A 10,499-nucleotide genomic window follows, 5' to 3' on the forward strand; every position below is an offset into this window, starting at 1 on the left:
GATGAGTAGTATGGTCGATGCAAGTATCAGCATGCTTATGTTTGATTAATTCAGCTCGGTCTGAGCTCTTGGGCGAGCCCAATGAGAATCCCTTCAGGGCCTCGAATGTAGCAGAGCCGGTAGATATCTTCATATTGGGCCACTTCGCCGACGAGCTTCGCGCCGCGCTTGCCAAGCCGGGCCAGCGTGTCGTCGATATCCTCCACCGTGAACATGACGCGCAGGTAGCCAAGAGCATTCACTGGCGCGGTACGGTGATCGGCTGCCACCGGCGGCGCCAGAAAGCGGGACAACTCGAGCCGGCTGTGGCCATCCGGCGTACGCATCATCGCGATCTCAACGCGCATGCCGCGCAAGCCGGTGACGCCATCAGCCCAATCACCTTCGACCGGAGCGCGCCCTTCCAGCGTCAGGCCTAGTTCAGTGAAGAATTCAACAGCCGCGTCGAGGTTTTCCACGACGATGCCGACGTTATCCATACGCTTTACAGTCATAATCTCTCCTCAACTTCAGCGGCTGAACGGCGCCTTAAATGCCGGAGGACAGAGCCATCCCAGGACCGCCGCGACAATGAACAAAGCCGGCACATCGCCGATCAAATGGCCAGCATGCTCTGAATTGGCCATCGCCTGCATCGCCATCACTCCTCCGTGAACAATACTGGACCAGATGGTGAACGAAATAAGGCTGATGTGTTGTTCCGGGTTCCCGGCCGCGCGCAAAAGAAACACGCCCAACGTCGCATAGATGGCAATGATCATCTCCAGGTACTCCGACCGCCCATGATGCCACGCCCATCCCGAGGGCCAGAGCACTGTAAGCGGATACACCCCGAACAGGAAGACGGTGCCGACGACAAGCAACGAGACTCGCAGGTATGTCGTCCGATTTTCAGCTCTCATGTTGCGCTCCCGGAATTACGGCGTCGCCCACATCTTTAGTTCCAGATACGGTACATCCAATAGCTCTCATCTTCCAGCCCCGCCTTCAGCAGCTCGGTGGGGCTGAGGCCGGAGATCTGGCGGGCTTCGCGGATCATGTGGGACTGGTCGGAGAAGCCGCCGCGCTGGGCGATGTCGCTGAGCAGAAGCTCGCCGCGCAGCGCCTGTTCACGGGCTTCGATGAAGGACACTTCCGCGCGGCGCATGCGGCGCAGGGTGCGCAGTGGCAGTCCTGCCCATTCGCGGACGCGGCGCTCGGCCATGCGCACGCTGCGTCCCATGCCGGCGGCTGCGGCTTGGGCGCCGAGCCTGCGTACCCAGTCGCCAATCACGCCGTCGAATGCGCCGCCGCGTGCATCACGCCAGCGCGGCTCCAGGAATTGTTCGAGGACCGCAATGCGCGCGTCGTCATCGGCAGCGGCGAACACATTGCGGGCCATCGCCTGCCATGAAGTGTCGAACACTTCGGACAACGGGCGCAGCGTATCAACGCAGGAAGTCATGTCCACGCCAGTCAGGCGATGCATGGCGTCCGGATAGAACAGCACCATCAGAAAATGCACCGCGCCGGCATTGCCGGTCGCTGTGGGCACCGACTGAGGACCGCAGAACAAAGCCTCGCCCGCGCGCAGGGGCTGGTCGGCAACCTCCGGCAGCACCATGACGGAGTCGCCGGACAGCTGGAAGAACAGTGAGCAGAAGGGACTGGCCGGATAGCGGTTGAGCCGGTGCGTGTCCAGCAGCGGCGCGACATCGAGCGTGCTGCGCACCACATGGGCGCGCACGCAGGACGCCAGCGAGAGGCGCGGAGGAATCAGGCGGGCTATCGGTGCAGTTGACATATCAACAATTGTAGCGCAGGCGGCGTGACATCCTGCAAGCATGTCGCAAATATTCAAGACCGGTTGCGCGCACGGGGCGCACAATGGTCAACATGAATACAGTCACCGACCCCGTTACCGCTGCGCTGCGCCAGGTCGCCGACCTGCCCGGCCCGTCCGCCCTGCCGCTGCTAGGCAATATTCTCCAGATGCGCCCGACGCGCGTGCATCTGGTGGCGGAAACCTGGGCGAAGCAATACGGCCCCTACTACCGCTTCCGCTTCGGCCGCACCGACGTGCTGGTGGTGTCCGATCCCACCAGCATCAATGCCATCCTGCGTGACCGTCCGGATGGCTTCAGAAGGCCGGCCATCACGGCCGAAGTGTCGCGCGAGATGGGCGGCCATCCGGGGCTGTTCCTGGCCGAAGGCGCGGAGTGGCGCAACCAGCGCCGCATGGTGATGCAGGCTTTCGCACCGCACGCCATCAAGGCTTACTTCCCCGTTCTGGTGAATACGGGACGCCGTCTGCAGAGCCGTTGGGAAAAGCTTGCGGCAGCAGGGCAGGAAATCGCGCTCAGCGCAGACCTCAAGCGCTACACGGTCGACATCGTCGCCGGCCTGGCCTTTGGCGCGGAAGTAAACACCATCGAAAACGGCGACGACCGCATCCAGCAGCATCTGGAAAACATCATGGCCGGCGCCGGGCGCCGCTCGTTCACGCCTTTTCCTTACTGGCGCTATGTGCGCCTGCCGGTGGATCGCCAGCTGGAGCGCAGTGTGAAGGCGATGCGGGAAGCGGTGGATGGCTTCATCGCCCAGGCCCGAGTCCGCATGGCAGCCGATCCGGAACGCGCCCAGCATCCGCGCAATATGCTGGAAGCCATGCTGGCCGCAGCCGCGCAGGAAGGCAGCGCGGTCGACGACAACACCGTGATCGGCAACGTGACCACCATGCTGCTGGCAGGCGAGGACACCACGTCCAGCGCCCTAGCCTGGCTGATTTGGCTGCTGCACCGCCATCCACAAGCGCTACGGCGCGCGCAGGAAGAGGTGCTGCGCGTGGCGCCCGATCCGGCCGCCTTCACGCTGGAACAGATGGATGCGCTGGACTATGTGGACGCCTGCGCGCACGAAGCCATGCGCCTGCGTCCACCCGCCCCCTTCATTCCGCTGGAGGCCAATCGCGACACGGTGATCGGCGATATCCACGTGCCAAGGAACATGCCGGTATGGTGCGTGCTGCGCCGCGAGAGCGTGTCCGAAGCCCAGCTACAGAATGCCAGCGAATTCCAGCCGGAGCGCTGGCTGGAAGGCAGCGCGGCGCGCCAGTTGACGATGCCTTTCGGCTCCGGCCCGCGCCTATGCCCCGGACGGTATCTGTCCCTGCTGGAGATCAAAGTGGCGATGGCCAGCCTGCTGGGCCGCTTCGATATCGTGTCCGTCGAAGCGGACGCTTACGGCAAGGACGGTGAAGCGCGCGAGCTGTTGGGCTTTGTGATGGCGCCCGCCGCGCTGCGCATGCGCCTCAGGACGAGGACAGCACAAACTGATTCCCGTCCGGGTCTTTCATGATGGCGAACTCGCCCCAGGGCTGCTTTTGAGGCGGCGACAGGAATTCCACGCCACGCTCAGACAGCTGGCGGTAGGTAGCCTGCACATTGTCGCAAGCGAGCGAGCCGTTAAAGAAGCTGCCGATGTGGTCCTCCTGCCCATCGGGCGTGAACAGCACGAAGCGCGTGTCGGACGCGCCAACGCGCAGCTCGATCCAGCGCTGCTTCTCGTCGAAAGGCTGGTCGGTGATGACGCGGAAGCCCAGCTTTTCGGTGTAGAAAGCCAGGGCGGCATCCTGGTCGCGGGTGGGAATGCTGACAAATTTGATGTGGGTGATCATGGTGTCTCCATAGGTAATGCCTCATTGTGGCACGGCGCCGGCCCGTGCTATAGTCATCATGACTATACTCATCATGACTACACTCGACCCTTATTTCATCGACGTGCTGATGCCCGACCTGGTCGGCCACGAGCACTCGCCTGCCGCTTTCCTGGTCTATCTCTATCTGTGGCGGCGCATGGAAGGCAAGCGCTCCGTGCAGGCCAGCTACGCCACCATCGCACTGGACACCGGCCTGTCGCGCATCACGGCGCAGCGCGCGGTGGCTTTGCTGCTGCGGCGGCGCCTGCTCAGCGCGGAGAGCGATGCGCAGACGGCGGTGCCGAAATACACGGTGCTGCGGCCCTGGATTGGCCGTTTGCCCCGCTAGTTGGTGCTGCGGCGCAGATTGACAGTAAGCAAGGAATTGCCCACCATGCGAGGTTCCATTGACTCACCGAAGCCAGTGCCATGTCCGCACCTAAAATCTCCAAGCTCACTGCCCTGCTGATCCTGAGCATCAGCGCCCACTTTGCCCACGCGGCCGACGCGCCTGCCAGGCACGCCATCACCCACGAAGATGTGTGGCTGATGAAGCGCATCGGCGCCCCCATCCCAAGCCCGGACGGCAAATGGGCCGTGTTCTCCGTCACTGATCCCGCCTACGACAACAAGGAACAGTGGAGCGACTTGTGGATCAAGTCCCTCACCGACGACAGCGCCCCGCGCCGCCTGACCTTCAGCAAGGGCGGCGAGGCCGGCGCCAACTGGTCGCCGGACGGCCGCTTCCTGCTCTTCACCGCCAAGCGCGAAGGCGATGAAGTCAGCCAGATCTATCGCCTCGACGTCGCCCACGGCGGCGAAGCCCAGCGCCTGACCACCCTCACTCTCGGCGCGCGTTCGCCGAAGTTCAGCCCGGACGGCAAGCAGATTCTCTTCATCAGCGACATCTACCCAGGCGATATCGACGAAGAATCGGTGAAGAAGTCGGCCAAAGAGCGCAAGGACCGCAAGTACAACGCCCGCGCCTACGAATCCTTCCCACCGCGCTTTTTCGACAAGTGGCTGGACGAGAAGAAGGTCCGCCTGTTTGTGATAAACGCCGACGGCAGCGGCAAGCCGCGCGACCTGTTCACGGGTACCAGGCTGGCCGAGCTGCCGGGCTTTGGCGGCAGCCAGGGCGACGACGGCCAGTCGCTGGACGCGAGCTGGACGCCGGAAGGCAAATCGATCGTCTTCGCTGCGTCGACCAACCGCAACGAGGCGGCGCGCGCTTCCAGCTTCACGCAAATCTTCGAACTGCCGCTGTCCGGCGGTGAACCGGTTCAGCTGACCAAGGACCGCCACAGCTACAAGGCGCTGCGCTTCTCGCCGGATGCCCGCACGCTGTTCGCCCTGACCGAAGCGGAAGAACCGGGCAAGGTGTATGACCTGACCCGCGTAGCGAGCTTCGCCTGGCCAATCAGCAATCCGCAGCCAAAGATCCTGACCGCGAACCTGGACCGCTCGATCTCGCGCATCGCCCTGCCGGCTGATGGCAAGCGCGTGTTCTACAGCTTCGAGCACGCAGGCCTGGAAAAGATCTATTCGATGAACTACGCCGGTGGTGATCAGCGCGAAGAGCCTTCGCTGCCGACCGGCTCCATCAACTCCCTGAACGCAGCGGGCAAGACGCTGGTGGGCGTGTGGGAATCCTCGGTCAATCCGCCGGAGGTGTACACCTTCAACGGCACGCCGAAGCGCCAGACTTCCTTCAACGTGGAAAAGGCCGCCGCCATCGACTGGCAAGCGCCTGAGCACTTTTGGTTCAAGACGCCGGACGGCCGCAGCATCCACAACATGATCGTCAAGCCTGCCGGCTTCGATCCGAACAAGAAGTATCCGCTGTTCGCCGTGATCCACGGCGGCGCCGCGAATATGTGGCGCGACCAGTTCGTGATTCGCTGGAACTACCACCTGCTCGCCAAGCCGGGCTATATCGTGCTGCTGACCGACTACAAGGGCTCCACCGGCTACGGCGAAGAGTTCGCGCGCTCGATCCAGTACGATCCGCTGAAAGGCCCGGGCGACGAAGTCAACCAGGCGGTGGATGAAGCCATCAAGAAGTACAGCTTCATCGACGGCAGCAAGCTCGCTGCGGGCGGCGCCAGCTACGGCGGCCACCTGGCCAACTGGCTGCAGGCTACCACCACGCGCTACAAGGCCATCGTGTCCCACGCGGGCGAGATGGACCTGGTCATGCAGTGGGGTACCAGCGACAGCGTGTACGGACGTGAAGTGAACAGCGGTGGTCCGGTATGGGCCGATCTGYCGGTGTGGCGCGAGCAGAGCCCGATCATGCAGGCGGGGAACCACGAGAAAGGAACGGGCTTCAAATCGCCTATCCTGATCACCGTGGGTGAACGCGATTACCGTGTGCCGATCAATAACGCGCTGATGAACTTCGCGACGCAGCAGCGTCTCGATGTGCCAAGCAAACTGGTGGTCTTCCCGGAAGAGAACCACTGGATTCTGAACGGCGAGAACAGCCGCTACTTCTACAGCGAAGTGCAGGCCTGGCTCGCCAAGTACCTCAAATAAAAAAAGGGAGAAAACGAAGATGACGATTGCAAACTGGTGTATCGCAGCGGCCTGCATGCTGCCGGCTGCCGTGGCGCTGATGCCGAAGGTGGCGTCCATGGCAGGCAAAGACCGCTACGACAACCATCTGCCGCGGGAATGGGCTCAGCGCCAGACCGGCTGGGGCAAGCGCGCCATTGCGGCGCAGCTGAACGGCTTTGAAGCCCTGCCGCTGTTTATTGCAGCCGTCATCCTCGCTCAAAATGCCCATGTAGACCAGGGCCGCATCGATATGCTGGCCCTGGCCTTCCTCGGCATCCGCATCATCTACAGCCTGCTGTACCTGGCCAATCTAGGCACAATGCGCACCCTCGTGTGGTTCAGCGGCGTAGGTATCTGCGTTGCGATGATCGCGATGGCCTAAGCGGCTTTCGCCGGGGCGGCCACCGGTGCAGCGGCCGCCTGATTTTTACGGATCACCATCACCATCCCGGCCGCCACCAGGCAAGCAGCGCCTGCAGCGAACAAGGCGGGGTTATAAGTCAGCATCAGGGTGCGCACGCGCCCTGCTCCAAATGCGGCCAGCGCTGCACCCAGCTGGTGGCCGGCAAACACCCAGCCGAACACCATCCCGGCCTTCTCTTTGCCGAAATGCGTTGCTGCCAGACGCACCGTCGGCGGCACGGTCGCGATCCAGTCCAGACCATAGAACATCGCGAACAGCGACAGGCCATACAGCGTGAATTCCGAATATGGCAGCCACAGAAGCGACAGGCCACGCAGGGCGTAGTACCAGAACAGCAGCTTGCGGTTGTCGTAGCGGTCGGACAGCCAGCCGGAACCAATGGTGCCCACCAGGTCGAAGGCGCCCATCATTGCCAGCACGGATGCAGCAGGCACAGGACCCATGCCCTGGTCGCCGCACAGCGAAATGAAGTGGGTCTGGATCAGGCCATTGGTGCTCAGGCCGCAGATGAAAAAGGTCGCGAACAGAATCCAGAACACGCCGCTGCCCGAAACGCTGCGCAGAATTTTGAACGGCGTCGTGAAGCCGATCTGCATTGCCGGCGGCACCGGCACGGGATTGATCGCGCCGAATGGCTGCTGGCCGAGATCCTGCGGGCGGTTACGCATCAGGAAGAACACCAGCACCGCCACCACGGCGCAAGCCAGCATCACCGGCACCACGGCCATACGCCAGCCGAAATGCTCCACCAGCCAGGCGCCCACCGGCAGGAATACCAGCTGGCCCGTGGCGGAGCTGGCCGTCAGCATGCCGACCACCAGGCCGCGCCGCGATTCGAACCAGCGATTGGACACCACGGCCGTCAGCACCAGCGCCGTCATGCCGGAGCCGACGCCCAGCATCACGCCCCACATCAGCACCAGATGCCAGAACTCGCTCATCCGGGTGGCCAGCAGCATGCCGCCGGACACCAGCGACAGCGCCGTCACCACAATATTGCGCAGGCCAAAGCGCTCCATCAGGATGGCCGAGAAAGGGCCCATCAGGCCAAACAGCGCGAAACGCACCGCCAGCGCGGACGAGATCTGGTCCACATTCCAGCCAAACTCCTTGCTCAGCGGTTGCAACAGCGCACCGGGCAGCCCCAGCGCGGCCGAGGAAGTCAGACCCGTAAGGAAGGTCAGCGCAACGATGACCCAGGCATAGTGGATTCCGCGGCGCTCCAGCCAGCCGGACAGGGGTTGAGCAAGCATAGTGAGGCTCCGTTTAAATGATGAATATCATCTATCATACCAAAAAAAATGGCCAGTTCAAGCCTGGCCATAAATCCGGCGACCCAGTTCTTACTTCTTGACCTGGATGGAAGATTTCACATCTGTCACGCCTTTGACGGCGCGAGCAATTTCTACAGCCTTATCGGCTTCAGTCTTGGATGGCACGAAGCCGCTCAGCATGACAACGCCGCCCTGGGTTTCCACGTGCACGTCCATGGCTTTCACAACCGGGTCAGCGGCCATCTCGGCTTTGACCTTGGTGGTGATCATGGTGTCGGACATGGCAAGCGAAGCATCCGCCGATTTCTCGCGGGTCTTGTCGGCTACGTTTTCAGTGGTGGACGTTTTGGTCGAAGCCAACTGAGTGTCGTACTGAGACTTGGCGTCGCTCTTGCAAGTGGATTTGGCGCTACCGCTCATGTCATCGCACTTTTCCTTGGCGAGATCATACTCAGCCTCGGCGACCCGATGTTCGGCCCGCGTGACATCGCTGGGATTGTTTTTGTACTTCGTGGTGATATCCAATTCGGACTTGGCCTGTGCAACCTTGGCCTCTTCCTTGCAAACGTCTTTTGCATTGCCCTTCAGGCTGCTGCATTTGTCCTTTGCAACCTTATAGTCGGACTCTGCCTTTTCCCAAGCCGACTTGTAGGCGGCACGGTCGGTTTGCGCCATCGCGCAGGTGCTGATGAGTGCAGCCGCAGACAGGAAAACAATTTTCTTCATGGTTAGTCCCCTTTAGGATGGTTAGCATGTGCATTACATTCCTGTCGAGGGACTGCGTCTGTGCGCGACCGTACACTGCCGGCCTCTTACTGCTCCTGCGGCAAGCCCTTCTGCCACAGCTGGGCTGCCTGTTCAAAAGGCTTTTGTTCGCCAGCGAACACACTGGCATTATTGGCCAGCTTCAGCCATTCGATGGTGCTGTGCGAACCATGGCTGACGGGCTGGCGCACTTCGTTCAGCCAGCTGTACACATAGCCGTAATCCTGCGGATGGCGCTGCTCGATCCAGGCCAGTGCCACCAGATCGGAATAGGCTTCTTCGCGGCGCGTTTCGCGCAACTGCTGGGAGATGGCTTCCAGTTCCGGATTGGCGATTTTTTCGTGCGCCGCTTCCATGAAGCCTGCCGGCAGCGAATGCCAGCTGCCCTGCGCATAGCGCCAGCAATGGCCGACTTCGTGCGCGGTCATCGCTTCAATCAGCAGCGGCTTGCGCTCGTCGGGGACATTGGCGAGCACAGCTTCCGCATCCGGATTCCCGCGCATGGACAGCACCAGCTTGCAGCGGCCGTCCTTGAACCCCATGGCCAGCGGCACGTCGTTCGGACCGGCTTGCGGCTGCACCACGATATCGATAGGGAGCTTGAGTTCTTTGGCGTAATTCAGCACAGGCGCACCGGCGGTGAGCCAGCGTGTTTCCATCTCGGTCAGCTGGGCCGCCTGCGCGGTACTGGCAGCGATTGTGAGCAGAAGAGAAAGGCTGAACTTATTCATGACGAACTCCGGTAACTAGCTTCAACTATACATGCCTAGCAGCAAGCTGTTACCGGAGTTTCGGGGCTGTTACAAAATATTTGCTTTCGGAAAAAGCAAACTTATTTGGCCAGCAAAGACTTAGCAGTCGGGAAAGATGGACGGATGTCGTTCGGCACGCCCTTCATCTTGTCGAGGGCTTTTTGCACATCAGGACGGATCACCACATACTTCGCCATCATGTCCTTGGCGCGTGCGTAGTCGCCGGTCGCTTCGATGGTGAGGAACTCGCGGTCCAGGTCCGTGACCGCTTGTTTGATCTTCTTGAAGTCCACCGAGAAGGTGCCGTCGCCGTGTGATACGAAGCCGCCTTTATCCAGGATGTAGTTGACCTGGATCGCCATGCCGCGTGCGTGCGAATCGGTGAGGCCGAAGTGCAGCGTGCGGAAGGCGGACGCGAGGAAGGTAGTGTGCAGCTTGCGCTCCGCCTCTTCGCCCTGGCCCAGCGTGTCTTTCAGCTGGCCCTTCTCCATCATGTACATCAGGGCGTACAGGCCGGTCACGTCAGCCTTCGCTTCTTCGATGGTGGAATAAGCTTCCTTCAGGTCCTGGCGCGGCGTGGACTCCGCACCGTTCTTCTTCGTGATGTGCGGGCCCAGGCCGTGCGTGATTTCGTGCGCCAGGATGTGGGTGAAGAAGGAGTTGAAGTCGAGGTCCTTCTGGTCGGCAGGACGCAGCACCAGCTTGGCGATCGGCGTCAGCGTGGCCTTGAACTTCTCTTCCTGCACGTTCTTCAGCATCACGCGCTTGGAGCCGCGCTGGCTGATGATGCGCTCGTCGTTCGGCAGGTTATACGCGGCGGTCTGCACGCCCATATTGCCATCGCCTGCGCCGTACACTTCGTTCACCACTACCATTGGCGCGACGGCGCCGACTTTCGGGTTGCGGTATTGCTTATCCAGCGGCAGGTTGTCTTCCAGCTCCTGCATGTGCTTGGCGAAGAAGTTCAGCTTTTCGGTTTCCTTCTGGTCGCGGATGTTCACATACGCTTCGAAGGCGGCCTTATAGCCAAACAGCTCGTCGTTATAGGT

12 protein-coding genes are annotated in these 10,499 nt (G+C 61.6%); 4 read left to right on the forward strand and 8 right to left on the reverse strand.

All coding sequences use genetic code 11. The features are described from left to right. Window positions 1-50 precede the first annotated feature (50 nt). The 3 genes from AB4Z11_RS11135 to AB4Z11_RS11145 are packed head-to-tail and all read right to left on the reverse strand — an operon-like array spanning window position 51 to window position 1,783. Window positions 51-494 carry a VOC family protein gene (locus AB4Z11_RS11135; RefSeq protein WP_442025314.1) on the reverse strand — a complete coding sequence of 148 codons (444 nt, stop codon included), beginning with the start codon at window positions 492-494 and terminating at the stop codon, window positions 51-53. Window positions 495-509: 15 nt separating this feature from the next. After that, the gene (locus AB4Z11_RS11140; protein WP_442025315.1) at window positions 510-902 is read right to left on the reverse strand and encodes a DUF6632 domain-containing protein; all 393 of its coding nucleotides are present in this window, start codon (window positions 900-902) and stop codon (window positions 510-512) included. 35 nt (window positions 903-937) lie between these two features. Next, the gene (locus tag AB4Z11_RS11145; RefSeq protein ID WP_442025316.1) at window positions 938-1,783 is read right to left on the reverse strand and encodes a helix-turn-helix domain-containing protein; all 846 of its coding nucleotides are present in this window, start codon (window positions 1,781-1,783) and stop codon (window positions 938-940) included. Between the two features lie 92 nt (window positions 1,784-1,875). On the opposite strand from AB4Z11_RS11145, the gene AB4Z11_RS11150 reads away from it, so the two are divergent. Further along, complete coding sequence (locus tag AB4Z11_RS11150; RefSeq protein ID WP_442025317.1) at window positions 1,876-3,336, forward strand: cytochrome P450; 1,461 nt, start codon at window positions 1,876-1,878, stop codon at window positions 3,334-3,336. Here the strand turns inward: AB4Z11_RS11150 and AB4Z11_RS11155 are convergent. Then, window positions 3,290-3,655 (reverse strand): VOC family protein, encoded by a 366-nt coding sequence (locus tag AB4Z11_RS11155; RefSeq protein ID WP_442025318.1) that lies wholly within the window; start codon window positions 3,653-3,655, stop codon window positions 3,290-3,292. The genes AB4Z11_RS11150 and AB4Z11_RS11155 overlap by 47 nt on opposite strands. Before the next feature lie 73 nt (window positions 3,656-3,728). Between AB4Z11_RS11155 and AB4Z11_RS11160 the strand changes: the two genes are divergently transcribed. From AB4Z11_RS11160 to AB4Z11_RS11170, 3 genes are all read left to right on the forward strand, one after another. Next, window positions 3,729-4,025, forward strand: coding sequence for a helix-turn-helix domain-containing protein (locus AB4Z11_RS11160; protein ID WP_442025319.1), 297 nt, complete (start codon window positions 3,729-3,731; stop codon window positions 4,023-4,025). A gap of 80 nt (window positions 4,026-4,105) precedes the next feature. Then, window positions 4,106-6,214, forward strand: coding sequence for a prolyl oligopeptidase family serine peptidase (locus AB4Z11_RS11165; RefSeq protein WP_442025320.1), 2,109 nt, complete (start codon window positions 4,106-4,108; stop codon window positions 6,212-6,214). 19 nt (window positions 6,215-6,233) lie between these two features. Further along, on the forward strand, window positions 6,234-6,617 hold the full coding sequence (locus tag AB4Z11_RS11170) for an MAPEG family protein (RefSeq protein ID WP_442025321.1): 384 nt from the start codon (window positions 6,234-6,236) through the stop codon (window positions 6,615-6,617). Here AB4Z11_RS11170 and AB4Z11_RS11175 read toward each other — a convergent pair. The 4 genes from AB4Z11_RS11175 to AB4Z11_RS11190 form a co-directional block, all read right to left on the reverse strand. Continuing rightward, window positions 6,614-7,912: an MFS transporter gene (locus AB4Z11_RS11175; protein ID WP_442025322.1), complete on the reverse strand. Its 1,299-nt coding sequence runs from the start codon at window positions 7,910-7,912 to the stop codon at window positions 6,614-6,616. The genes AB4Z11_RS11170 and AB4Z11_RS11175 overlap by 4 nt on opposite strands. Window positions 7,913-8,002: 90 nt before the next feature. Then, on the reverse strand, window positions 8,003-8,659 hold the full coding sequence (locus tag AB4Z11_RS11180) for a BON domain-containing protein (RefSeq protein WP_442025323.1): 657 nt from the start codon (window positions 8,657-8,659) through the stop codon (window positions 8,003-8,005). 86 nt (window positions 8,660-8,745) lie between these two features. Further along, window positions 8,746-9,429: a hypothetical protein gene (locus AB4Z11_RS11185; RefSeq protein ID WP_442025324.1), complete on the reverse strand. Its 684-nt coding sequence runs from the start codon at window positions 9,427-9,429 to the stop codon at window positions 8,746-8,748. A gap of 101 nt (window positions 9,430-9,530) precedes the next feature. Beyond that, window positions 9,531-10,499 (reverse strand): dipeptidyl-peptidase 3 family protein (locus AB4Z11_RS11190; RefSeq protein ID WP_442025325.1); only part of this gene is annotated, 969 nt, incomplete at its 5' end.

This window comes from Pseudoduganella sp. RAF53_2 (assembly GCF_052113985.1).
Classification (GTDB): Bacteria; Pseudomonadota; Gammaproteobacteria; order Burkholderiales; family Burkholderiaceae_D; genus Rugamonas.

Bases quoted from the DNA above. Each gene is read 5' to 3' on its own strand.
- AB4Z11_RS11135 (WP_442025314.1), bottom strand. From the start codon at position 494: ATGACTGTAAAGCGTATGGATAACGTCGGCATCGTCGTGGAAAACCTC.
- AB4Z11_RS11140 (WP_442025315.1), bottom strand. From the start codon at position 902: ATGAGAGCTGAAAATCGGACGACATACCTGCGAGTCTCGTTGCTTGTC.
- AB4Z11_RS11145 (WP_442025316.1), bottom strand. From the start codon at position 1,783: ATGTCAACTGCACCGATAGCCCGCCTGATTCCTCCGCGCCTCTCGCTG.
- AB4Z11_RS11150 (WP_442025317.1), top strand. From the start codon at position 1,876: ATGAATACAGTCACCGACCCCGTTACCGCTGCGCTGCGCCAGGTCGCC.
- AB4Z11_RS11155 (WP_442025318.1), bottom strand. From the start codon at position 3,655: ATGATCACCCACATCAAATTTGTCAGCATTCCCACCCGCGACCAGGAT.
- AB4Z11_RS11160 (WP_442025319.1), top strand. From the start codon at position 3,729: ATGACTACACTCGACCCTTATTTCATCGACGTGCTGATGCCCGACCTG.
- AB4Z11_RS11170 (WP_442025321.1), top strand. From the start codon at position 6,234: ATGACGATTGCAAACTGGTGTATCGCAGCGGCCTGCATGCTGCCGGCT.
- AB4Z11_RS11175 (WP_442025322.1), bottom strand. From the start codon at position 7,912: ATGCTTGCTCAACCCCTGTCCGGCTGGCTGGAGCGCCGCGGAATCCAC.
- AB4Z11_RS11180 (WP_442025323.1), bottom strand. From the start codon at position 8,659: ATGAAGAAAATTGTTTTCCTGTCTGCGGCTGCACTCATCAGCACCTGC.
- AB4Z11_RS11185 (WP_442025324.1), bottom strand. From the start codon at position 9,429: ATGAATAAGTTCAGCCTTTCTCTTCTGCTCACAATCGCTGCCAGTACC.